Genomic DNA, 23,619 nt, shown 5'->3' on the forward strand with positions numbered 1-23,619 from the left:
GCCGGCTTCATCGTTTCGGGCGTGATGCGTGCGCAGGCTTACTGCAACAGCGAGCGCAGCATCCAGGCGGTCTTCTCGTGCTCCTTCAGGCGGCCGGTGAGCATGTCGGCGGTGCCCTCGTCACCGGCCTTGTCGGCCACCTTGATCGCGCCGCGCGCGGTGGCGGCGGCGATCTCGTGGCCATCGACCAGCTGGCCCACCATGGCCTTCCAGTCCGGCACGCCCGGCTCTTCCTTGATCGAGGTGAGCTTGCCGAACTGGCTGTAGGAGCCGGGGGCGAACACGTCCAGCGTGCGGATGCGCTCGGCCACCTCGTCCGCCGCCAGCCACAACTCGTTGTACTGCGTCTCGAACATGTTGTGCAGGCTGTTGAACTGCGGGCCGGTGACGTTCCAGTGGAAGCTGTGGGTCTTCAGGTACAGCGAATAGGTATCGGCGAGCAGCTTGGACAGCTGCTTGGCGATGGCTTCGCGATCCTTCTTGGCGATACCGATCTGTGTGGCCATGAACCGCTCCTTCTATGTGTCGTCGATGGGGGTTGGAGAGCAGGATAGCGGCCGCGATCATGCCATGGAAATGCATCCTTACGATGTCGCCGATAGCCAGCCGCTATCATGTCCGGTCTCATGAACGACACCGCTTCCCCCACCTCCCATCCCGGCCTGCGCGCGCTGCGCCAGGCGCTCGATACCGTGAGCAGCCGCGACTTCGGCCGCCTGCTCGGGCGCTGGCGCGGCCTCTCGCGCCGCCCGGACGAGAAGAAGCTCACGGCGCTGGCCGCCGACATCGCCGCCAGCGCCGCGCGGCGGCGCGCGCGCGCCGAGGCCAAGCCGGCGATCCGCCTGGACGAGTCGCTGCCGATCAGCGCCCGCGCCGACGACATCGTCAAGCTGATCCGCGAACACCAGGTGGTGGTGATCGCCGGCGAGACCGGCTCGGGCAAGACCACCCAGCTGCCCAAGTTGTGCCTGGCCGCCGGCCGCGGCGAGGCCGGGCTGATCGGCTGCACCCAGCCGCGCCGCCTGGCCGCCCGCTCGGTGGCGCGGCGCGTGGCGGAGGAGCTGGGCACGCCGCTCGGCGAGCAGGTGGGCTTCCAGGTGCGCTTCACCGATCAGGTGTCCGAGCGCACGCTGGTGAAGTTCATGACCGACGGCATCCTGCTGGCGGAGACGCAGAACGACCCGTGGCTGTCGGCCTACGACACGATCATCATCGACGAGGCGCACGAGCGCAGCCTCAACATCGACTTCCTGCTGGGGTATCTGAAGCGTCTGGCGGTGAAGCGGCCGGACCTCAAGATCATCGTCACCTCGGCCACCATCGACACCGCGCGCTTCGCCGAGCATTTCGAGGGCGCGCCGGTGGTGTCGGTGGAAGGGCGCACCTACCCGGTGGAGCTGCGCTGGCGTTCGCTGGACGAGCTGGGCGAGCGCCGCGGCGGCCGCGAGATGAGCCAGGGCAGTGCCGAGCACATCGCCGCGGTGGTGGACGAGATCATGGCTGACCGGTCCTTGGGCGGCGGCCCGGGCGACGTGCTGGTGTTCCTGCCCGGCGAGCGCGAGATCCGCGACGCCCACCTCGTGCTCTCGCGCCGGCAGTACCGCGAGACGGAGATCCTGCCGCTCTACGCGCGCCTCTCCGCCGGCGACCAGGACCGCGTGTTCAAGCCCGGCCCCAAGCGCCGCGTGGTGCTCGCCACCAACGTGGCGGAGACCTCGCTCACCGTGCCGCGCATCCGCTACGTGGTGGACACCGGCAGCGCGCGCGTGAAGCGCTACAGCCAGCGCAGCCAGCTCGAACGCCTGCACGTCGAGCCCGTCTCGCAAGCCGCCGCCGACCAGCGCAAGGGCCGCTGCGGGCGCATCGGGCCGGGCGTGTGCTACCGGCTGTACGACGAGGCGGACTACAACGCCCGTCCGCTCTACACCGACCCCGAACTGCTGCGCGCCTCGCTCGCCAACGTGATCCTGCGCATGCTGGCGCTCAAGCTCGGCGAGGTGGACGAGTTCCCCTTCCTCGACGCGCCTGACCCGCGCGTGGTGGCCGACGGCTACCGCCGCCTGGCCGAGATCGGCGCCATCGACGAGGCGCGCGTGCTCACCGCCACCGGCCGCACGCTGGCGCGGCTGCCGATCGACGTGCAGTTGGCGCGCATGCTGGTGGAGGGCGAGCGGCTGGGCAGCCTGCGCGAGCTGCTCACCATCGTCAGCTTCCTTAGCATCCAGGACCCGCGCGAGCGGCCGGCCGACGCGCGAGCGCAGGCCGATGCGGCGCATGCGGCGTTCGCCGATCCCAAGTCCGATTTCGTCGGCGTGCTCAATTTGTGGCGCGCCTACCACGACGCGCACGAGGCGCTGACGCAGTCGAAGCTGCGCGACTGGTGCTCGCGGCACTTCCTCTCCTTCCTGCGCATGCGCGAGTGGCGCGAGCTGCATCGGCAGTTGTTGCTGGTGGTGCAGGAGATGGGTTGGAAGCTGGATGGTGCGGGCGTTGCTCCTTCTTCCCTCGGGGAAGAAGGTCGGGATGAGGGGGCGAGGTCGCGCAGGCGTGGCAAGGACGGGCGCGCTCCGCAGACCGGTTCCCGCGAGCCCCCAACCCTCTCCCCGGCGGGGAGAGGGGGCAAGAGCCGGCAGCCGGCGAGGGCGGGGCAGCCGGTGGCCACGCGGGCGGAGGAAGACGACCAGGCCGCCGCCGACCAGCGGTTCGAGGCCATCCACCGCAGCCTGCTCGCCGGCCTGCCCACGCAGGTGGGGCGCAAGGACGAGCGCGGCATCTACCAGGGCACGCGCGAGCGCAAGTTCCAGGTCTTCCCCGGCTCGTCCCTGGGCAAGCTGCCGCCGAACTGGATCTTCGCGGCGCAGATCCTCGACGTGGGCGGCAAGGTGTGGGGCATGATGTGCGCCCGCGTGGAGCCGCTGTGGATCGAGCAGCAGGCCGCGCACCTCTTGCGCACGAGCTGCCGCGACGCGCACTGGTCGAGGAAGCGCGGCACCGTGGTGGCCTACGAGCAGGTGAGCCTGTTCGGCCTCACCCTGGTCGAGCGCCGCGCCGTGACCTTCCAGCAGCAGGACCCCGGGCTCGCCCACGCCATCTTCCTGCGCGAGGCGCTGGCGCGCTGCGACCTCGACGCGCGCGCCGATTTCGTGCGCGCCAACGCGCGTGTGCTGGAGGAGGCCCAGGGCATCGAGGCCAAGCAGCGGCGCGAAGGCCTGATCCGCAGCGAGGACGAACTGGCCGCCTTCTTCGAGGGCAAGCTGCCCGAAGACATTGCCGGCAGCCGCGCGCTCGACGCCTGGTACCGCCACGCCGCGCCGGCCGGGCAGGCCGTGCTGCGCTGGTCGCTGGAGGACGTGCTGGCCGGCGGCAACGGGCTCGATCCGAAAGCCTTCCCGGCCACGCTGGAGATCGCGCCGTCCGCCGGCGAGGCATCGGGGGCGCAGCGCTACCGCCTCGACTACCGCTTCGTGCCCGGCGACGAGGCCGACGGCGTCACCCTACAGCTGCCGCTGGCCATGCTCAACGCGCTGCCCACCGCGCGCTGCGAGTGGCTGGTGCCCGGCCTGCTCGGCGAGAAGGTGGCCGAGCTGATCCGCGGCCTGCCCAAGGCGCTGCGGCGCAACTTCGTGCCGGCGCCGGATTTCGCGCGCGCCTTCGTGGAGGCGGAAGCGCCGCGCGACACGCCGCTCGCCCGCGCGCTCGCCGCCTTCCTCAAGCGCGCCACCGGCGTCGATCTCGACCCGGCCGAGTTCGACGGTGTGGCACTCGCACCGCACTTCCTGATGCGCTACCGCCTGCACGACGAGCAGGGCAAGACACTCGCCGCCAGCCGCGACCTCGCCGCGCTGCGCGCGCAGTGGGAGGGCCAGGCGCGCGAGGCGTTCTCGCGCAAGACCGACATCGAGCTGACCCGCGAGGACGTGGCGCGCTGGGACTTCGACGAGATCCCCGCGCAGGTGCGCTCCGCCGGCGGCCTGCTCGCCTTCCCCGCGCTGGTGGACCTGGGCGAGGCGGCCGCGCTGCGCGTGTTCGAGCGCCGCGACGAGGCGCAGGCGGCGCACGTGAAGGGCGTGGAGCGGCTGCTGCGCAACGCGCTCGCCAGCGACTTCAAGCAGGCCCGCCGGCGCCTGCCGATCGCCAGCGCGCTCTCGCTCAAGTACGCGCCGCTGGGCAGCGTCGAGGGGCTGCGCGAGGACCTGGTCGAGGGCGGCTTCACCGACCTGCTGGCCCGCCATGATCTCGATGCGCGCACCGCCGGCGCCTTCGAGGCGCTGCACGCGCAGCTGGCGCGCGAGCTGTTCGCCGCCGCGGTGGAGCGGCTCAAGCTCGCCGAGCCGATCATCGCCGCGCAGGCGGACGTCAAGCCCTGGCTGGAACCGCCGCTGATGGGCTTCGCCCGCGCCAGCTACGACGACCTGCGCGAGCAGTTCGACGCGCTGCTGGAACCGGGCTTCCTGCGCGAACTGCCCACCGCGCGCATCGCCCATGTCCCGCGCTACCTGAAGGCCATGCGCCTGCGCGCCGAGCGCCTGCGCCAGGACCCGGCCAAGGACCAGCAGCGCATGCTGCAGGTGCTGCCGTACTGGCGCGAGTACCTCAAGCACCGCGCCGCCGGTACCGGGGGCCTCGGCGAGCTGCGCTGGCTGATCGAGGAATGGCGCGTGTCGCTGTTCGCGCAGGAGCTGAAGACCGCCGAGCCGGTGTCGGCCAAGCGGCTGGCCCGCGCCCTGGAGGCGCTGGGCTAGCCCCGTGCCGCAGGGCCTCTCCGAACCTGCCCAAGGCCCGCCGCCTGCACCCTCCCCTGCATGCCGGGGAGGGTGGGGAGGGGTGAACCCTTGCCTCGAGGCTAGGGCCTACCCCTCCTGCGGGCAGGGGGCGCCATGCAGCGTCAGCGGCGGGGCTTTTCGGGCATGCCGCGCGGCGCCGTGGGCCGTTCATGCCAGGGGCCTATAATTGCCGCTTACAAGGATGCATCGTCGCCCCATGGTCCAAGCCGCCCCCGCCACTGCTTCCAGCCTCGCGCTCTGGCGCGAGCGCTCGCCCGTGCCGGCGCCGGAGCTGGCCGAGGCGCTGGACGCCGTGGCCGGCGTGGCGGTGAACGAGGTCGAGCTGTGCGACGTGCTCGACCTGCTCGCGGACCTGGGCTGCGATGCGCAGACGCTGGCCTCGGCGGTGTGGTTCGCGCTGGCCCGCGCCGATGCGGCGCGTTGGGAAGCCATCGCGCCGCGCCTGCCGGAGGGCATGCAGCGGCTGGTGGCGGGGCAGGTGGCCGCGCAGAAGGTGTGGGCGCTGCACGCGCAGCGCTCGGCCGGCGGCACCGAGGGCCTGCGCCGGCTGTTGCTGGCGATTATCCGCGACCTGCGCGTGGTGTTCGTGCTGCTGGCGCGCCAGCTCGCGCGCATGCGCGCCGCGATGGCGCTGCCGGAGACGGAGCGGCAGGCGCTGGCGCGGCTCACCCGCGACATCCACGCGCCGCTCGCCAACCGCCTCGGCATCTGGCAGCTCAAGTGGGAGCTCGAAGACCTCGCCTTCCGCTACCTGCAGCCGGACACCTACAAGCGCATCGCCAGGCTGCTCGACGAGCGCCGCGCCGACCGCGAGGGCTTCATCCGCGAGGCGCTGGACGAACTGGGCCGCGCGCTCGGCGCCGCCGGCATCCATGCCGACCTCGCCGGCCGCCCCAAGCACATCTATTCGATCTGGAAGAAGATGCAGCGCAAGGCGCTGGACTTCTCCCACCTCTACGACATCCGCGCCGTGCGCGTGCTGGTGGACAGCGTGGCCGACTGCTACGCCGCGCTCGGCGTGGTGCACACGCTGTGGCCGCACCTGCCGGGCGAGTTCGACGACTACATCGCGCGGCCCAAGGGCAACGGCTACCAGTCGCTGCACACCGCGGTGGTCGGCCCGCACGGCAAGACGCTGGAGGTGCAGATCCGCACCCACGCCATGCACCGCGCCAACGAACTGGGCGTGGCCGCGCACTGGCGCTACAAGGAGGGCGGCGCGGGCGATGCGGAGTTCGAGGCCAAGATCGCCTGGATGCGCAAGCTGCTGGAACCGCGCGCCGGCGACGACGCGGAGCTGGCCGCCGGCCTGCAGACGGAACTCCTGGAAGACCGCGTCTACCTGCTCACGCCCAAGGGCGAGGTGTTCGACCTGCCGCGCGGCGCCACCGTGCTCGACTTCGCCTACCACGTGCACACCGAGGTGGGGCATCGCTGCCGCGGCGCGCGGGTGAACGGGCGCATCGTGCCGCTCACCTACCAGCCGCACAGCGGCGACCGGGTGGAGATCATCACCGCCAAGAACGCCGAGCCCAGCCGCGACTGGCTCTCGGCGCACCACGGCTACCTCAACACCAGCCGCGCGCGCGAGAAGGTGCGCATCTGGTTCCGCCGCCTCGCCCACGACGCCAACCTCGCCGCCGGCCGCGCGCTGCTGGAGCGCGAGTTCAAGCGCCTGGCGCTGCCGGCCGCGCTCAGTGCGGAGCTGGGCAAGCTGCCGCCGCATTTCCACCTGAAGACCCTGGACGAGCTGCTGATCGCCGTGGCCCTGGGCGAGTTCTCGCCCGGCCAGGTGGCGCGCGCGCTGCAGGAGGCCGCGCACCCGCCCGGGCCCTCGCCGTCGCTGCCCGCCACCGTGGCGCGCCACAGCCGGCCCGACCACAGCGCGCTGCGCATCGAGGGCGTGGGCAACCTGCTCACGGTGCTGGCGCGCTGCTGCCAGCCGCTGCCGGGCGACGCGGTGCGCGGCTACATCACCAAGGGCCGCGGCGTGTCCGTGCACCGCGCCGACTGCGCCAGCCTCGCGCGCCTCGCGCGGCGCGAGCCGGACCGGGTGATCGAGGTGGAGTGGGGCGCCGCCGCCGAGCAGGCCTACGAGGTGGACGTGGAGCTGATCGCCTACGACCGCAAGGATTTGCAGAAGGACGTCACCGGCACGGTCAGCAACGCCGGCGTGCACATCCTCGCGCTCAACAGCCGCGTGGCCCCGCGCACCGGCGTGGTGGACATGCGCTTCACCCTGCGCGTGCGCGATTTCGAGCAGCTCTCGGGCCTGCTCGACAAGCTGCAGGCGCTGCCCAACGTCACCGAGGCCAAGCGCGTCAGCGCCAGCTGAACGCGGCGCCGCACGCGGCGGGCGGCGCGGAACGGCGATGCTAAGCTGCATGGGTTCCTTTTCGACACTTCCCTGCATGAGCGGACGCCGAGACCATCGCCAAGACCCGCCGGGCCGCGTCGAGCCGCGCCTGGGCGACCTGGACCAACTGCACGCGCCGCCGCCTGCCGAGGCGCCGCAGGACGATCTGCCCTCCATCACCGTGGAGCCGCCATCGCGCCGCGTCGATGCCCCCATGCGGCGGCCGCCGCCGCACAAGGCGCCGCGCCGCGCGTGGCCGTGGCTGCTGCTCGGCGTGGCGGTGGCGCTGCTCGCGCTGTGGCTCGGCCAGGACCGCCTGCGCAGCCTGGTGCCCAACACCGAACTCAACGACACCCTGGGCCGCGCCGAGCAGGCCCTGCGCGATGGACGTCTGGACGGCCAGGACGGCGCCCGCGCCCTGTTCGAATGGGTGAGCGAGCAGGAGCCGGACAACGACCGCGCCCGCACCGGCCTGCACCAGGTCGGCCAGGCCGAGCTGTCGCTGGCCGATACGGCGTTCCGCGCCGGCCGCACCGACGAGGCGCAGCAGCGGCTCGGCGCCGCGCGCGAACTGCTCGGCGGCGGCGACGACGTCGATCGCCTGAGCCAGCAGATGGCGCGCGCGCACGGCGGCGTCGAACAGCTCGAAGGCCAGATCGCCCAGGCGCAGGAAGCCCTGGACGCCGGCCGGCTGAGCGGCGAGGATGGCGCCGGCGCGCTGTACCGGCGCGTGCTGGCCGCCGACCCCGGCAACGCCGTGGCCGCGCACGGCCTGGACAAGGTCGGCGCCGCGCTGGCTGCCAAGGTGCGCGCCGCGCTGGCCGCGAACGACGCGGCCGGCGCCGCCGCCGGCATCGACCAGCTGGCCGCGCTCTTGCCCAACTACGGCGAACTGCCCGCGCTGCGCGCGGCGCAGGCGCAGGCCCAGCAGCAGTCCGCCGAAGCCTTGACCCAGGCCCTGCAGCAGGGCGAGGACGCCTTGCGCGCCGGCCGCATCGACGGCGAGGGCGAGGACACCGCGTTCGCCCACTTCAAGCAGGCGCTCGCGCTCGATCCGGACAACGCGCAGGCCAGGGCCGGGCTTGGTCAGGTGGCGCAGGCGCTGATCGTGCAGGCCAGCGCCGCGCTCGACAGCGACGACCGCGGGCAGGCCGCGAGCCTGCTGGACCGGGCCGCGCAGCTCGCGCCGAAGTCGGCCGACCTCGCCGCGGCGCGCGCGCGCCTGGGCGACGGCAAGTCGCCGCCGGCCGCCGCCGGCCAGGCCCCCGCGCCGGCCGAAAGCGCGCCGCCGGCGCCCGCGCCGCTCAGCCCGCAGCAGAGCGCGGAGGTCGCGCGCCTGCTCAAGAGCGCCCAGCTCGCCGCGCAGCGCGGCCAGATCATGCTGCCGCCCGGCGAGAGCGCCTACGACCTCTACCGCAGCGCGCTCGCCATCGACGGCAACAACGACGCGGCGCGGCGCGGCCTGCAGGCGTTGCCCAACCTGGCCGCGCAGCAGTTCGGCCAGGCGCTCGCCAACGGGGACCTCGCCCGCGCCGGCGAGCTGCTGGCCGACCTCGGCGACCTCGCCCCCGGCGACGCCGGCCAGGACGAGCGCCGCCGTCGCCTGGCCGATGCGTGGCTGGACCAGGGCGAGCAGCAGCTCGCCCGCGGCGACCGCGCCGGCGCCTCGCAGTCGCTCGACCAGGCGCGCCGCATCGCGCCGACGCTGGCGCGCGTGCAGGAACTCGCCGGTCGCCTGCAGGGCGCGCATTGAGAGCCCGCGCATGACGGTCCTGGTGTTCGGCGGCAGCAGCCAGATCGGCCGCTTCCTGTTGCCCGCGCTGGAGGCGCACGGCGTACCGGTGCTGGCGGTGAGCCGCCATCCGCAGACTTCCACCAGCCACGTGCAGTGGCGCGAAGGCTGGCTGCTCGACCGCCTGCCGGCGCTGCCGGCCTCGCTCTCGGCCGTGATCAGCTTCGGCCCGCTGCTGCCGTTCGCGCAGTGGCTGGAGGCGGCGGGCCTGCCCGGCTCGCCGCGGGTGATCGCCACCAGCTCGATGAGCGCCGAGAGCAAGGCCGCCTCGAGCGTGCCGCACGAGCGCGCCATCTCGCAGCAGCTGCGCGACGGCGAGGCCGCACTGGCGAGGGCCTGCGAGCGGCACGGCTATGCGTGGACGGTGTTCCGGCCCACGCTGATCTACGGCGCCGGCCTCGACAAGAGCCTCACCCCGATCGCCCGCCGCGCCCTGCGCACGCGTGTGTTCCCGCTGCCCGCCGGCCGCGGCCTGCGCCAGCCGGTGCACGCCGCCGACATCGCCCTCGCCGTACTGGCCGCGCTCGACACGCCGGCCGCCGCCGGCCGCATCCTCCCGCTCGGCGGCGGCGAACGCCTCACCGCCGCCGCCATGTTCGCCCGCGTGCGGCGCAGCCTGCCCATCGCTACCGTGCCGCTGCCGCTGCCCGCCGTCCTGCTCCACGCGGCCGGCCTGCTGTGGTCGCGCTTGCGCGGGCCGGTGCAGCGGCTCGATGCGGATCTGGTGGCGGACAATAGTGAGTTGGAGCGGCTGCTGGGGGTTCGGCCCAGGGGGTTCGAGCCGGATGCGGGGTGTTGGGGGTGAGGTTTGGGACGGGCCCGTGGGGGGGCTCGCTTGTTGTGCGCTTTTGCATCCTGGCCGGGGCTTCAACAACACTGCGGGCCTTCCCTCGCAGGCTCAGCAGGACGATCGTGAGCATGGCTCTGAGAGCCTGTTCAAAGTCTCTCCCACCTGCTCCCTCCCCTGCGTGCAGGGGAGGGTTGGGGAGGGGTCAACCCTTGCCTCGAGGCCAGACTTCACCCCTTCCCAGCCTGCCCCTGCAAACAGGGGGAGGCGCCAAGCCGCGTCAACGGCAAGACTTTGAACAGGCTTTCAGGACGCCGCCGCGTCCGAGCGCGCCACCACTCGCCCGATGCCCTCCTCCTCGATCGCGCGCGTCGCCGCCGCCAGCGCCGCCGCGTCCACCGCGCGGTCCAGGCCGATGCGGAAGTGCAGCTCGCCGTCGGCGCTGCGCGAGGAATGGATGGAGTCGAGGTTGATGCCGCGCTGCTCGAACACCGACAGCAGCGCGCGCAGCGAGCCGGGCTGGTCCTGCGGCAGGAACACGCTCAAGTAGCGCGGTTCGCTGAGGTCGGCCAGCAGGTAGCCCAGGCGCTCGAAGGCGTAGCTGCCCTCGGCCAGCGCCCGTGCGCCGACGAAATCGCCGCTCTGCGCCAGCAGTTCCTCGCGCATCGCCGCGCGGGCCGCATCGTCGCCCTGGCGCACCAGGTCGCGTAGGCGCTCGATGTGCGCGGCCAGCCGCTCCAGCATCGGCGCCACGTAGGGGTTCTCGAACTGGATGTCCTGGTAGATCGCCGGGTTGCTGGCGAGGATGCGCCGCGTCACCGCCTCGTCCAGCTCGTAGCCCACCGAGCGGAACGGGCGGATGCCGGCCAGCCCGCCCACCGCCGGCGCCAGCTCGCGCAGCACCGCGCCCTGCGCCATGTGGGCGGCGTGCACCATGCCCTGCACCAGTGCCATCACGCGGTCGTGCTGGGCCGGCTCGGCGCGCACGCATGCGGCCTCGGTGGCGGCGAGAAAGCTTTCCAGCCACGGCCGCCATGCCGCCAGCCGCGCCTCGCACACCACCATCACGCGCCCGCGCAGGGTCGGCGCCTTGGGTGCCGCGCTCATCGGGTGCAGGCCGGCCACCTCGGCCTGCGAGGCCAGCATCGCCGCCACCGGCTCGGCCTTGGTCGAGGTGACGTCCAGCCACAGCTTGCCGCGCTCGGCACCGGCGGCCAGTTCGGCGTAGCGGCGGATCAGCGCGGGCGTATGGCGGATCGGCGCGGCGAACACCAGCACGTCGGCCGCCTCGATCAGTTCGCGCTCGCCGAGCGCGGTGTCGCCCGCCGGGTCGCGGCCGAGCACGCGCAGGCCCATGCGCGCCTCGAAAAAGCGGCGCAGCCAGCGGCCATAGGCACCCTGGCTGCCGACCAGGCCGATGGTGGGGTGTGCGGGAATGCTCAGGAGCGGTGCCTCGTGGAAGGTTTCGCGCGCAGCCTACCGCGCACGGGCGGCGCGCCGCGCGCGGCCATCGGTCGCGTCAGTAGCGCGGCACGCCTTCCTTGTGGCACTGGGCCACCCACTTGCGCGCGCTGGCGGCGCCGGCCGCATCGTCGGCCTCAAGGCGCATCTCCACGATGGTCTGCCAGTTGCGCGCGCACAGCGGCCCGAGCTTGGGGCCGAGCTCCCACGAGCGGTGGGCGAGCTTCTCGGCGCTGCCGTAGTCCTTCAGGCGCACGGCGATCTCGGCGCGGTCCTGCAGCAGGTCGGGCGAGTCGGGGCTGAGCTTGATCGCCTGGTCGAGCCTGGCCGCCGCGTCGGCATAGCGGCCGGCGCGCTCGTCCGCCTGCGCCGCGTCCTGCAGCCCGGCCACGCCCGGGTCGCGCAGCGGGTTCACGTCAATCACCGACTTCTCGTGATCGCCCGCGGTGCGGATCGCCGCGACGAGGTCGTAGCTCGGCCGGGACGGGCGCGTGGGCACGGGCGGCGCCGGCGGGACACAGGCCGCCAGCACGGCGGCGAGCAGGAAGGGGGCGGCGAGGCGAAGAGCGGTGCGAGGCGTCATTAGCGATCAGTCCCTGACGGGCGCGGTGGTGACCGGGGCGGGCTGCGCGTCGCTGCCGCCGCCGAAGAAGTTGCCGACGCGCTGCCAGAAGCACCCTTCGGTATCCGCCGGCAACGAGCCGGCCATGATAGGGAACTGGCGGGCCCCTTCGCACGTGGCATCGGTGCGCTTGCCGTCGGCCGGGTTGATCCAGGCCAGCTCCAGCCCCTCGCCCGGCGCCGCCTGCAGCGGCCGCGTGGGCAGCTTGCGGAACAGCTCCATCCACGCGCGCAGGCTGCCGGTGGCGCCGTAGAGGCCGGTGGGCTTGTTGTCGTCGCGGCCCATCCAGAACACCGCCAGGTGGCTGCCGGTGAAGCCGGCGAACCAGCTGTCGCGCATGTCGTTGCTGGTGCCGGTCTTGCCGGCGGCGTTGAGCCAGGAGAGGCCCGAGTTGCCGATGGCTGCCGCGGTGCCGCTGCGCGCCACCTGCTGCATCGCCCAGGTCACCAGCCGCACCGCGCCCTGGTACTCGCCCTGGCCCGCCTCGACCTCGTAGCGCTTGATGGTGCGGCCGTTGCCGTCCACCACGCCGCGCACGGCGAGCAGCGGCAGCGCGTGGCCGTCGGCGGCGAGGTACTGGTAGAGCTGCGCCACCTGCAGCGGCGCGAGGTCCTGCGCGCCGAGCAGCAGCGAGGGGCTGGGGTTGACGTCGGTAAGGCCGAAGGACTCGAGGAACGCCTTGATCCGCGGCAGCCCCACGCTCAGCCCCAGGTGGATGGTGGCGAGGTTCCACGAGTGCACCAGGGCGTCCAGCATCGGCACCTGGCCGTGCACGTCGTGCTCGTCGTTCTGCGGCGTCCATTGCGTGCCGTCGGGCTGGCGCATGCTGATCGGGCTGTCGTCGACCAGGCTGGCCAGGTTCCAGCGCCCGGGCTGGGCCAGCGCCACCAGGTAGACGAACGGCTTGATGGTGGAGCCGATCGAACGGCGCGCGTCCATCGCGCGGTTGAAGCCCTGGTCGCCCGGGGTCTTGCTGCCCACCATCGCCAGCACGTTGCCGCTGTCCGCGTCGGTGACCACTGCCGCCGCCTGCGCCGCCGCGCCGCGCTTGCCCAGGCCCTTCATCGAGGTGTCGATAGCCTGCTCGGCGTAGAGCTGCGCGGCCGGGTCCAGCGTGGTGAACACCGACAGGTTGCCGGCGCTCAGCGTGCCGTCGTCGAAGTCACTGGTGATCTGCGCGCGCACCAGCTGCATGAAGGCCGGGAAGCGGTTGTGCGGCAGCTGCCCCGCCGCGGCGATGGCGAGCGGCGCGGCTTGCGCCGCCCTGGCCTGCTCGGCCGAGAGCAGGCCCGTTTCCACGAACTGCTGCAGCACCAGGTTGCGCCGCGCCAGCGCGCGCTCGGGGTAGCGGCGCGGGTCGTAGTAGCTCGGCCCCTTCACCATGCCGATCAGGAGCGCGATCTCCTGCGGGCGCAGGTCCTCCAGCCGCCGCCCGAAGTAGAACTCCGCGCCGGCCGCGAAGCCGTGCACGGCCTGGCTGCCCTGCTGGCCGAGGAAGACCTCGTTGACGTAGGCCTCCAGGATGCGGTCCTTCGGATAGTGCGCCTCGATCAGCAGCGAGAGCAGCGCCTCGTTGAACTTGCGGGTGAGGTTCTGCCCGCGGTCGAGGAACAGGTTGCGCACCAGCTGCTGGGTCAGCGTGGAGCCGCCCTGCACGGTGTGCCCGGCGCGCAGGTTGGCGAAGCTCGCGCGCAGGATGGCGCCGAAGTCGAGGCCGATGTGGTGCTTGAAGTCGCGGTCCTCCACCGCCTGCAGGCCGGTCACCAGCAGCGGCGGCACGTCGCCCAGGTGCACGATGCGCCGCTCCTCCTGCTGCGCGCCGTACACGGTGGCGATGCGCGCGGGGTCGAGGTGGGTCGCCTTGATGGCGTTGCCGGTGGCCGCGTCGGTCACGCTCTGCACCTGGCCCTTGCCCAGCGTCACGCGGATGCGCTTGGGCAGCTCGCCGCCGTCCGGGCCGGCGTAGCCGCGGGAGGCGATCCGGTAGCGCGCGCCGTCCTTCGCCCAGCTGCCGGGCACCTGGCCGCGGCCGTCGTTGCCGTAGCCGGCGAAGGTCAGCTCCAGCTCCAGCGCCGCCGGCGTCATCGGCGTGCCCGGCGCAAGCTCCTGCGGCCTCGCGTACACCCGCGTGGGCACCGCGAACACCAGCTCGTTGAAGCGATCCTGCACGCGCTTGTTGAGGATCAGCGTGTAGGGCAGCACGAAGCCGACGAGCAGGCCGAGGGCGATCCAGAACGGAATGCGCACCCACGGCCAGCTGGCGCGCGCGATCGTGCGGAGGCGGGTCAGGAAGTCCAAGGCGAGGCGGTCCGGGGAGTTACGTTCCTTCGATCATAGGGGGCGGCACCCGGCGGGCATCTGAATACCGGGGTGGGGATGATGGCGGTTTGGGGGCGGGGAGAGGCGGGATTGGGGGCTTTCCAGCCTTGGCTCCCGCGCCCTATGGGTACGCGGGGCGAAGACGGCTGAAGGGGGAGTGCCCGCGGGAGCGCGGCTGGCTTGCCCCGGCTCGCCGTGCCGCGCCTCAGCGCTCCGCCAGCAAGGCCACCAGGCCGGCGCGGCGTTTCTCGCTGAGGTCGCGCATGGCCGTTACCACCGCGCGCTCCTGCGGCGTGAGTGCGTCGTAGGTGGCGGCCGGGTCGGCCACGCGGCGGCTCGGCTTGGCGCCGGGCTGGGGCGTGCCGCGGCCCATGGCCAGCCAGTCCAGGCTGCAATCGAGCTCGCCCGCGATCTCGATCAGCCGCGACAGTTCCGGCAGGGCGCGGCCGGCGAACCACAGCCGGGCCGTCTCGCGGGCCACGCCGAAGCGGTCGGCCATGGCCGTCACGCGCTGGCGCCCGGCGGGCACGCCGGCCTTGTCGCAGGCGCGATGCAGGCGATCGGCGAAGGCGGCATAGGGCGTGGACGGAGGCATCGCGACGGAAGCGGCTGGGCGAAAGGCGCGGCCATTCTGGCAAGCGCCGCCGTCCCGATTGACAAACGTAATTTGCTATGCAAGTTTCATTTGGCACTTGCCGCGCCGGTTCTCGGGGACGCGCCGCAGGGATGCCGCAGGGGGTATCTCATCGGTCGATCGGCCGCCGTGGATCATGGACGTCGGCGCCTCACTGGCGGCTGCGGAGGGCCGCGCGGCAGGTGCGATTTCGATTTCGAGGGAGCCGCCGCAGGCTGGCCGGGCGCACGGTTGCAGGTATCCGCAAGGGTAAGGGCGCGCAGGGCGCCGGGTCACCGGTTCGCCATTGGGGCGGGCCGGTGATCCGGCCTGCGATGTTCAGTCCGCGTGGCTGGCCGTGGCCGCGTTCGCGCCGGTGGCGGTGGCGGCTTTTCCATCCTGGTTCTTCCAGCCGCCGCCCAGGGCGAGGAACAGCCGCACCTGGTCGATCGAGATCTGGCTGTCGGCATCGGCCAGTTGCGCCTCGGCGGCGGCCAGGGTGCGGTCGGCGTCGAGGCTGGCGAGGTAGGGCGTGCGGCCGCCGCGGTAGAGCGTGCGGTTCTGTCCGGCGGCGTCGCGGGCCTCGTCGCGGGCGCGGCGCAGGTCGTCCTGGCGGTCGAGGTCCTGGGCGTAGGTTTCCAGCGCGGTCTGGGTTTCGCGCAGGGCGTTCAGCACCACGCTGTCGAAGTGGGCCAGGGCGGCGTCGGCGCCGGCCCGCGCGGCGGCCACGCGGGCGTGCGCGCTGCGCGAGGGGAAGGTCCAGGCGATCAGCGGGCCGATGCTCCAGCGGCGGGTGGCGGCGTTGCCGAAGTCTTCCAGCAGGCCGCTGGCGCCGGCGCCGGCGCCGATCTGCACGTCGGGGTAAAGCTCGGCCACGGCCACGCCGATGCGCGCGGTGGCGGCGGCCAGTTCGCGCTCGGCCTGGCGCACGTCGGGGCGGCGCTGCAACAGGGCCATGCCGTTGCCGACGGGGAGGGGCCGGGCGAGCGCGGGCGCCTCGCCGCAGGCGTCGACGCCCGCGGGCAGCTGGCCCGGCGTCTGACCGAGCAGGGCGGCCAGCTCGTACTCGGCGGCCTTCTTGCGTGCGCGCAGCGGCGGCAGCGATGCCTCGAGCAGGTCGACCTGGGCGCGGGCGCGGGTGGCGTCGGTGACGGTGCCGCGGCCGGCCTCGTAGAGCCGCTGCGCCACTTCTGCACTGCGCTGCTGCAGGGCCACCGAGTGTCCGGCCACGGCGATCTCGCGGTTGGCGTGGCAGGTTTCCATGTAGGTGCCGGCCACGCGCGCCACCACCGCGATGCGCGCCAGGTCCACGGCGGCCTGGCTGGCCTGGGCGTCGGCGCCGGCGGCCTCGGCGGCGCGCTTGAGCTTGCCGAACAGGTCGAACTCGTAGGACACGCTGAGGCCGGCGTCGCCCAGGTTGTACACCGGCAGCTTGTGCAACTGCAGGTAGCTCTCGCCGGAGAGCTGCGCGCGGTCCAGGCTGGCGCTGGCGCCGTAGGTGAAGCCGCCGGCGTGCTGGGCTTCCTCGTAGAGGGCGTAGGCCTTGCCGAGGTTGGCGCCGGCCGCGCGCAGGTCGGCGTTGGAGGCCAGTGCCTGGCGCACCAGCTGGTCGAGCAGCGGGTCGTCGTAGAGCTTCCACCAGTCCCCGGGCACCGGCGCGAGGTCGATGCCGCGCCGGCCGGCGGCGTCGACGAAGTCGCCCTGCGCGGCGGGGCGGTTGATCGCCGCGTTCGCCGGCAGGCGGTAGTCCGGGCCCACCGTCTTGCAGGCGGCGAGGGCGCCCAGCGCGAGGCCGAGCAGGCCGTGGCGCAGCAGGGCCTTCACGGCGCGCTCCGGGTGGCGGCGGACGCTGCCGCGGCGGGAGCGGGCTTGGCGGGCGCGGCGTCGGGCAGGATGGTGACGGTGGCGGTGCGGCCGGCGATCAGGCGCAGGTCCGGCGGCGTCTGATCGATGGCGATGCGCACCGGGATGCGCTGCGCCAGGCGCACCCAGTTGAAGGCCGGGTTGACGTTGGGCAGCAGGCTGGCGCCGCTGCTGCGGTCGCGGTCCTCGATGCCGGCGGCCACGCTCTGCACGTGGCCGGGCAGGTTGCCGGGCTCGCCCATCAGGCGGATGCTCACCGGCTGGCCCACGTGCACGCCGCGCAGCTTGGTCTCCTCGAAGTAGGCATCGACGTAGAACGAGCCGGTGTCGACGATGGAGAGCACGGGGCGGCTCACCGACACGTAGTCGCCCAGGCGCACCGAGCGGTCGCCGAGGAAGCCCTCCACCGGGCTGCGCACCACGGTGCGCTCGAGGTTGAGCCGGGCCACGTCCACCGCGGTCTCGGCGGTGGCGAGCGCGGCCTCGGCCTGCTCGACCTTGGAGCGGCCTTCCTCCGTCACTTCCTTCGAGACCAGGTCGCGCAGCGTGCGGTTGCGCGCGTCCTCGCGGCGCAGCTGCGCGAGGGTGGCGCGGCGCTCGGCCAGCGCGGCTTCGGCCTGGCGCAGGGCCAGCCGGTAGCGGGCCTGGTCGATCACGAACAGCGGCTGGTCGCGGTGGACCATCTGGTTGTCGCGGGCGTGCACCTCAGCGACCAGGCCGGAGACGTCGGGGGCGATCTGCACCACGTCGGCGTGCACGTGGGCGTCGCGTGTCCACGGCTCGTCCATGTAGTAGTCCCACAGCGACTTCAGCGCCACCAGGGCGAGGGCGACCGCGCCCAGGGTGATCAGCGCCGAGGCGACGGACTGGAAGTATTTCTTGATGTTCATGGCTGCCCCCGGCGCAGCAGCGCCACCAGCAGACCGAGCAGGCCAATGTAGAGGGCGAGGTTGAACAGCGCCGGGTGCCAGATCCAGCGGTAGGCGCCCAGGCGCGTCAGCGCGTGGCGCAGCGCACCCTTGAGCAGGTAGGCGACGGCCATCAGGCCCAGCAGGGTGGGGATGTAGACGCCGTAGAGGCTGAATTGTCCGTGCATGGGATCAGGAGCGACTCGGGACAGGGGACGGGGAGAGCGGATCGAGCGGCGCGGCCTCGCCGCGGGCGGGGAGGTCGGGGAACATCGCCAGGCGCAGCCCGATGAGCGCCTGCACGGCGTCGTGGCAGGCCTCGTCGGTGGCGTGCAGCAGGCGGCCGATGCCGGCATCCAGCCGCGCGCGCAGCGAGGGCGGCGGGTCGAGCGGATGGTGGCGGCGGATGCACTCGGCGTAGTGCGCGGACAGCTCGCGCAGCACCGCGCCGATCGCTTCTTCCACCGCGGCGGAACCCGTGCGGCGCAGGCGCTGCAGGTCGAGGATGCGCAGGCCGATGCGCAGGTCGCGCACCGCGTCCATGCGGGCCAGCGACTGGTCGCGGATCAGGCCCAGGCGCGGCAGCAGCTGCGTGGTGCGGTCGATCAGGCGCGCGGCGGCGGCGGTGTGGTCGTCGCGCAGGCTGGCCGAGGACAGCCCCACCAGGTCGCGCCAGCCGTCGTGGGTGAGCCGCCGCGCCGCCACCTCGGCGCCGAAGGGCCGGGTGACGGTGGTCCAGGCGATGGCGAACACCAGCCCCAGCACGCTCGACAGGCTGCTGTTGGCGAAGCTCTGGAAATCCGCGTTGTAGCTGTTGTTGAGCTGCAGGTCGGCGATGGTCTGCGAGGTGAACAGCAGCACCGACATGTTGAGCTGCGGCCGCCCGGTGAAGGCGCCGGCGAGGAGCAGCGGCAGCGCCAGCGAGGCCGCCAGCACGGGGAAGCTGTCCACCCGGGGCAGCACGGCGAACAGGTACACGCCCGCCAGCAGCACGCTCACCACCACCCAGTAGAGGAAGCGGCCGATCATCGGCGCCGGGTTGTCCTGCGCGGCGAAGAAGCAGCACGACACCGCGGCCAGGATCACGCCGCCCGCGCCGGCGGGCCAGCCGAGCGCGATCCACGCCAGGCTGGCGACCAGCGCGGCGCCGGCGGCGGCGCAGGCGGAGAACAGCAGCAGGCCGTGGTCGTAGTGCAGGGTGGTGCCGATCAGCTGGCCCGAGCGGTAGCGCAGCGGCGGCAGCGGGGCGCGGCTGGCGTACACGCGCTGCAGGTGCATGCAGTCCTGCCACAGGTCGATCAGCTCGCCCACGCGCATCAGGGCGTTGGAGACCAGTGCGTCGTCCATCGCGCGCTCGGCCGGCAGCGCGGCGGCGATGGCGGCGGCCTCGCCGCGCAGCGCGGCGGCGGCCGCGTCCGGGTCGTCGGCGCTGCCCTCGTGCATCCACGCCGTCAGCCGCGCCACCAGTGCGCGCAGGGCGTCGAGCCGCGGCCCCTGCTGGCGGCGCAGCGCCAGCAGCGGGTCGAACAGGGCCGACACCTGCGGGATCAGCATGGTCATGCGCAGGCGCATCTGCCGCACGTGCTCGGCCTCGCCGTAGTGCGTGCTGTCGTAGGAGAGCTGCTTGATCAGCCCGTCCAGCGCGGCCACGTCGGCCAGCAGGCGGTTGCGCTGGGCGTGGGGGGCGCCGAAGGGCTCGCGGATCGCCAGCACCGCCGCGGACCACTCCGCCGCGGCACGCGTGAGCTGCGCCATCTGCCGGCTCACCACCGGCGCCACGCGGTTGGGGAACAGCACCGTGTTCACCACGCTGACGCAGACGATGCCGAGCAGGATCTCCTCCGAGCGGGCCAGGGCGACGTCGAAGATGGTGTCCGGCTGCATCAGCGTGGGCAGGCCGATCAGCGGCATGGTGTAGGCGGCCAGCATGCACACGTAGCTGCGCGGCGTGCGGTCGAGCAGGGCCAGGTACATCATGCCGGCGATCCACAGCGCCATCGCCACGCACAGCAGCACCGGCGCCTGCGACAGGTTGGGCACCATCGCCACCGCGGCGGCCGCGCCCAGCACCGTGCCGAACACGCGGTACACGCTCTTGGAGCGGGTGGCGCCGGAGAGCGGGTGGGAGACGATGTAGACCGTCACCACCGACCAGTACGGGTTGGGCAGCGAGCCGGCCAGGGCGATGAACAGCGCCAGCATGGCCGCCACGAAGGCTTTGGCCGAATACAGCCACTCGCGCCAGTTGGGGAAGCTCATGCCTCGGCCCCGTCATCCTGCGCCGGCGCGCGCGCGGCCTGGCCGGCGGCCGCGGCGAAGCTGCGGTAGAACCCGAGCGCGGCCTCCAGCTCCTTGCGCGTATGGTGGCCGAGCACGTCCTCGCGCAGCAGCGTCAGACGTTCCTCCAGCCGGCACACCAGCCGCTGCCCGTCCGCCGTGAGCCACAGCGTCTTGGCGCGGCGGTCGCTGGCGTCTTCCTCGCGGCGCACCAGGCCGGCGGCGCACAGCTTGTCCAGCGCGCGCACCAGCGAAGGCCCGGCCACGCCCAGCCGCTCGGCCAGCGTGACCTGGTGGATGCCGCCGCCGGAGCGGCCGATCAGGATCAGCGGCTCGGTGCAGGCCGCCGAGATGCCGTAGCCCTGCAGCGCCTGGTTGGCCAGGCGCTGCCAGTGGCGGCCGGCCTGCAGCAGGCTGCTGGTGAGGTCGAGGCGGAGGCGGCGCAGGTCGTCCATGGCCGTATATGATAGCTATCTATTAATTGCCATGGCAATCTTGTTGCTCCGCCATGCGGATGTGCAGGGCCGCCGGATGACGAGGGAGGGCGACGGGGCGAGAGCGGCTCGGGTCGTGGCACCGGCCAGTCCGTCCTTCCGGGCTCGCCCGGCTCGCCGCCCGCCACCCCCTGGGCGATACTGCGCGGATGAACGATCCGGACCACATCGCCGCGCTGCTCGGCGCGGAGGGCCCCTTCGCCCGCGAGCTGCCCGGCTTCGCCCCGCGCGCCGCGCAGCAGCGCATGGCCGAGGCGGTGGAGCACGCCATCGCCGAGCGCGAGACGCTGGTGGCCGAGGCCGGCACCGGCACCGGCAAGACCTACGCCTACCTCGTGCCCGCGCTGCTCTCCGGCGAGCGGGTGATCGTCTCCACCGGCACCAAGGCGCTGCAGGACCAGCTCTATTTCCGCGACCTGCCCCGGGTGCGCTCGGTGCTCGGCGCGCGGGTCAAGACCGCGCTGCTCAAGGGCCGCGCCAACTACCTGTGCCTGTACCGGCTCGACCAGACCGTGCGCGAGGGCGCCGGCTTCGACGCTGTGCAGGCCAACCAGCTGGCGGCGATCCGCGCCTGGTCGGCGCGCACCCGCCGCGGCGACCGCATGGAGCTGGCCGAGGTGCCGGAGGAGTCGCCGCTGTGGCCGCGCGTGACCTCCACGCCGGAGAACTGCCTGGGCGTGGAGTGCCCGTTCTTCGACGACTGCCACGTGGTGCGCGCGCGGCGCGAGGCGCAGGAGGCGGACCTGGTGGTGGTGAACCATCACCTGCTGTTCGCCGACCTCGCGCTCAAGCAGGAGGGCTTCGGCGAGATCCTGCCGGGCGCCTCGGCCTTCATTCTCGACGAGGCGCACCAGATTCCCGAGCTGGCCGGCCAGTTCTTCTCGCAGAGCGTGAGCGCGCGCCAGCTCACCGAGCTGGCACGGGACGCGCTGGCCGAATGCCAGGGCGTCACCGGCGCCATCGGCCTGGTGCTGGAGCCGGTGGAGGCGGTGCACGCGGCGGTGCGCAAGCTGCGCCTCGCGCTCGACGCGCTGCCGCAGCGCGGCCCGTTCCACGAACTCGAACGCCGCGGCGAGGCGCCGGCCGCGCTGCACGAACTGCGCGAGGCGCTGGCCGCATTGGCCGACGCGCTGGCCGCGCAGGCGGAGCGCTCGCGCGGGCTGATGAACGCGCACGAGCGCGCCGAGGTGCTGAGCGCGCGGCTCGACCGCCTGGTCGAGGAGCAGGCCGCGCAGGACGTGCGCTGGTACGAGCAGTTCCCGCGCGGCTTCGCCCTGCACGCCACGCCGCTCGACCTCGCCGCGCCGCTGCGCGCGATGCGCGAGCGCACGGCGGCGGCGTGGATCCACACCTCGGCCACGCTGTCGGTGGCCGGCAGCTTCGAGCACTTCGCGCGCCAGCTCGGGCTGGAGGATCCGCAGACGCTCAGCCTGGAGAGCCCGTTCGACTACGCGCGGCAGGCGCTGTGCTACCTGCCGGCGGGCCTGCCCGACCCGGCCGCGCGCGACTACACCGAGCGCGTGGTCGAGGCCGTGCTGCCGGTGCTCGAAGCCTCCGACGGCCGCGCCTTCCTGCTGTTCACCTCGCACCGCGCGCTGCGTCGCGCCGCCGAGCTGCTGGCCGCGCGCGTGCCGTGGCCGCTGTTCGTGCAGGGCACCGCGCCGCGCCACCAGTTGCTGGAAGATTTCCGCGCCAGCGGTCACGGCGTGCTGCTCGGCGCGGCCAGCTTCTGGGAGGGCGTGGACGTGGCCGGCGAGGCGCTCAGCGTGGTGGTGATCGACAAGCTGCCGTTCGCCGCGCCCGACGACCCGGTGCTGCAGGCGCGGCTCGACGCGCTGGAACGCGCGGGCATCAACCCCTTCATGGGCTGGCAGGTGCCCAGCGCGGCGATCGCGCTCAAGCAGGGCGCGGGCCGCCTGATCCGCGACGTGCACGACCGCGGCGTGCTGGTGCTGTGCGACCCGCGCCTGACCACCAAGGGCTACGGCCGCCTGTTCCTCGCCAGCCTGCCGCCGATGCCGCGCACGCGCGAGCCGGCGGCGGTGCAGGCGTTCTTCCGCGTCGAGACGGCCGATCGCCTGGTCGGCTGACTTCCGCGCCGACGGCTATCGCATCGCCGCCGGCGCAGGGTGGCGAACGGGCATTCAGTACACGGCCCCGGGCCTGGCCGGCGCCGGCGGCGCGGCATCCTCCAGCTGCCCGCGCCAGCGCGGCAGGCAGTCGGGATACGCCTGTTGCACGAAGGCCACCAGCCCCTCGCGGATGCGGCAGCGCAGGTCCCAGCTGCGGCCGGAGTCGATCGAGCTGACCAGCGCGCGCAACTGCATCCCCTGCGTGCCGGCCTCCACCACCTGTAGCAGGCACACGCGGCCGTCCCATTCGGGCGCGGCGTGACACAGCCGTTCCAGTTCCTCGCGCAGCGGCGCCAGCGGCAGGCGGTAGTCCACCCACAGGAACACCGTGCCGATCAGCTGCGCGGTCTGCCGCGTCCAGTTCTGGAACGGGTTCTCGATGAACCAGGTGAGCGGGATCACCAGCCGGCGTTCGTCCCAGATGCGCACCACCACGTAGGTGCCGGTGATCTCCTCGATGCGGCCCCATTCGTCTTGCACGATCACCACGTCGTCGAGGCGGATCGGCTGGGTCAGCGCGATCTGCAGGCCGGCGATCAGGTTGCTCAGCACCGGCTTGGCGGCGAGGCCGAGCGCGAGGCCGGCCAGCCCCGCCGAGGCCAGCAGGCTGGCGCCGAACTGGCGCACGCCGGGGATGGTCATCAGCACCGCCGCCACGCCGAACAGCACGGCCAGCGCCATGCCGGTGCGGCTCAGTACGCGCACCTGGGTGCGCACGCTGCGGGCGCGCAGGTTGTCCTGCATGTCGTCCGGATAGAGCCGCAGGGCGAGATCCTCCGCCGCGCCGATGCAGCACACCGCCAGCCACGCGCACACGCCGATCAGCGCGGTCAGCAGGAACTGGTGCACGCCGGCCAGCCACGGCAGCTCGGCGTTTTCGGGCAGCGTGCGCAGTGCGATCACCAGCATCAGCATCGGCATCAGCCAGCGCATCGGCGCACTGGCGCGGCGCATGACGCCGGCGGCGTAGGGATGCGTGGGCGCCAGCCGGTGCAGCAGGGCGTGGGCGGCCAGGTTGAGCAGGAAGGCGACGACCAGGGCGGCGGCCACGGCGATGCCGAGGCCCGTCCACGGATGATCGTTCCACCAGGCGGCGAGCGTGCTGACGTGCATGGGCGGCATCCATCGCGGGCAAAGCCGCAGTGTCGCGGCGGGCCGATCAGCGTTGCGTCAAGGCGCGCTGTCCTCCGTCGCCGGAGGGATGCGAAAAT

The 23,619-nt window shown here is 73.2% G+C and carries 16 protein-coding genes; 5 read left to right on the plus strand and 11 right to left on the minus strand.

Features of this window, described 5'->3' with window-relative positions:
- Positions 1-38: 38 nt before the first annotated feature.
- Positions 39-506, minus strand: a complete 468-nt coding sequence (locus ACH65_RS05750) for a Dps family protein (RefSeq protein WP_049621629.1) — start codon at positions 504-506, stop codon at positions 39-41.
- Positions 507-614: 108 nt separating this feature from the next.
- Here ACH65_RS05750 and hrpA point away from each other — a divergent pair, with 108 nt between their 5' ends.
- The 4 genes from hrpA to ACH65_RS05770 all read left to right on the plus strand — a co-directional run bounded on the left by hrpA (position 615) and on the right by ACH65_RS05770 (position 9,737).
- On the plus strand, positions 615-4,742 hold the full coding sequence (gene hrpA, locus ACH65_RS05755) for an ATP-dependent RNA helicase HrpA (RefSeq protein ID WP_425478266.1): 4,128 nt from the start codon (positions 615-617) through the stop codon (positions 4,740-4,742).
- Between the two features lie 238 nt (positions 4,743-4,980).
- Positions 4,981-7,119: a RelA/SpoT family protein gene (locus ACH65_RS05760; RefSeq protein WP_082190161.1), complete on the plus strand. Its 2,139-nt coding sequence runs from the start codon at positions 4,981-4,983 to the stop codon at positions 7,117-7,119.
- 76 nt (positions 7,120-7,195) lie between these two features.
- On the plus strand, positions 7,196-8,893 hold the full coding sequence (locus tag ACH65_RS05765) for a hypothetical protein (RefSeq protein WP_049621632.1): 1,698 nt from the start codon (positions 7,196-7,198) through the stop codon (positions 8,891-8,893).
- A gap of 10 nt (positions 8,894-8,903) precedes the next feature.
- Positions 8,904-9,737 carry an SDR family oxidoreductase gene (locus ACH65_RS05770; protein WP_049621633.1) on the plus strand — a complete coding sequence of 278 codons (834 nt, stop codon included), beginning with the start codon at positions 8,904-8,906 and terminating at the stop codon, positions 9,735-9,737.
- A gap of 288 nt (positions 9,738-10,025) precedes the next feature.
- Here the strand turns inward: ACH65_RS05770 and ACH65_RS05775 are convergent, their stop codons facing one another.
- The 9 genes from ACH65_RS05775 to ACH65_RS05815 all read right to left on the minus strand — a co-directional run bounded on the left by ACH65_RS05775 (position 10,026) and on the right by ACH65_RS05815 (position 20,237).
- Positions 10,026-11,156, minus strand: coding sequence for a prephenate dehydrogenase (locus ACH65_RS05775; protein WP_049621634.1), 1,131 nt, complete (start codon positions 11,154-11,156; stop codon positions 10,026-10,028).
- An 82-nt stretch (positions 11,157-11,238) separates the two neighbouring features.
- Positions 11,239-11,763 carry a tetratricopeptide repeat protein gene (locus tag ACH65_RS05780; RefSeq protein ID WP_049621635.1) on the minus strand — a complete coding sequence of 175 codons (525 nt, stop codon included), beginning with the start codon at positions 11,761-11,763 and terminating at the stop codon, positions 11,239-11,241.
- A gap of 6 nt (positions 11,764-11,769) precedes the next feature.
- Positions 11,770-14,100 (minus strand): penicillin-binding protein 1B, encoded by a 2,331-nt coding sequence (gene mrcB, locus ACH65_RS05785; RefSeq protein ID WP_049621636.1) that lies wholly within the window; start codon positions 14,098-14,100, stop codon positions 11,770-11,772.
- A gap of 226 nt (positions 14,101-14,326) precedes the next feature.
- Positions 14,327-14,716 (minus strand): helix-turn-helix domain-containing protein, encoded by a 390-nt coding sequence (locus tag ACH65_RS05790; RefSeq protein WP_064504821.1) that lies wholly within the window; start codon positions 14,714-14,716, stop codon positions 14,327-14,329.
- A 357-nt stretch (positions 14,717-15,073) separates the two neighbouring features.
- Positions 15,074-16,558: an efflux transporter outer membrane subunit gene (locus ACH65_RS05795; RefSeq protein WP_049621637.1), complete on the minus strand. Its 1,485-nt coding sequence runs from the start codon at positions 16,556-16,558 to the stop codon at positions 15,074-15,076.
- A complete protein-coding gene (locus ACH65_RS05800) occupies positions 16,555-17,481 on the minus strand; it encodes an efflux RND transporter periplasmic adaptor subunit (RefSeq protein ID WP_049621673.1) in 927 nt (308 codons plus the stop codon). Before ACH65_RS05800 ends, ACH65_RS05795 begins: the two co-directional genes overlap by 4 nt.
- Before the next feature lie 2 nt (positions 17,482-17,483).
- Positions 17,484-17,693: a DUF1656 domain-containing protein gene (locus ACH65_RS05805; RefSeq protein WP_049621638.1), complete on the minus strand. Its 210-nt coding sequence runs from the start codon at positions 17,691-17,693 to the stop codon at positions 17,484-17,486.
- A gap of 4 nt (positions 17,694-17,697) precedes the next feature.
- Positions 17,698-19,764: an FUSC family protein gene (locus ACH65_RS05810; RefSeq protein ID WP_049621639.1), complete on the minus strand. Its 2,067-nt coding sequence runs from the start codon at positions 19,762-19,764 to the stop codon at positions 17,698-17,700.
- Positions 19,761-20,237 (minus strand): MarR family winged helix-turn-helix transcriptional regulator, encoded by a 477-nt coding sequence (locus ACH65_RS05815; RefSeq protein ID WP_049621640.1) that lies wholly within the window; start codon positions 20,235-20,237, stop codon positions 19,761-19,763. Before ACH65_RS05815 ends, ACH65_RS05810 begins: the two co-directional genes overlap by 4 nt.
- A 188-nt stretch (positions 20,238-20,425) precedes the next feature.
- Between ACH65_RS05815 and yoaA the strand changes: the two genes are divergently transcribed.
- Positions 20,426-22,366 carry a DNA repair helicase YoaA gene (gene yoaA, locus ACH65_RS05820; RefSeq protein WP_049621641.1) on the plus strand — a complete coding sequence of 647 codons (1,941 nt, stop codon included), beginning with the start codon at positions 20,426-20,428 and terminating at the stop codon, positions 22,364-22,366.
- Between the two features lie 54 nt (positions 22,367-22,420).
- Here yoaA and ACH65_RS05825 read toward each other — a convergent pair whose 3' ends face one another.
- Complete coding sequence (locus ACH65_RS05825; RefSeq protein WP_053096174.1) at positions 22,421-23,521, minus strand: mechanosensitive ion channel family protein; 1,101 nt, start codon at positions 23,519-23,521, stop codon at positions 22,421-22,423.
- Positions 23,522-23,619 lie beyond the last annotated feature (98 nt).

It is taken from the genome of Frateuria defendens (assembly GCF_001182895.1).
Classification (GTDB): Bacteria; Pseudomonadota; Gammaproteobacteria; order Xanthomonadales; family Rhodanobacteraceae; genus Frateuria_B; species Frateuria_B defendens.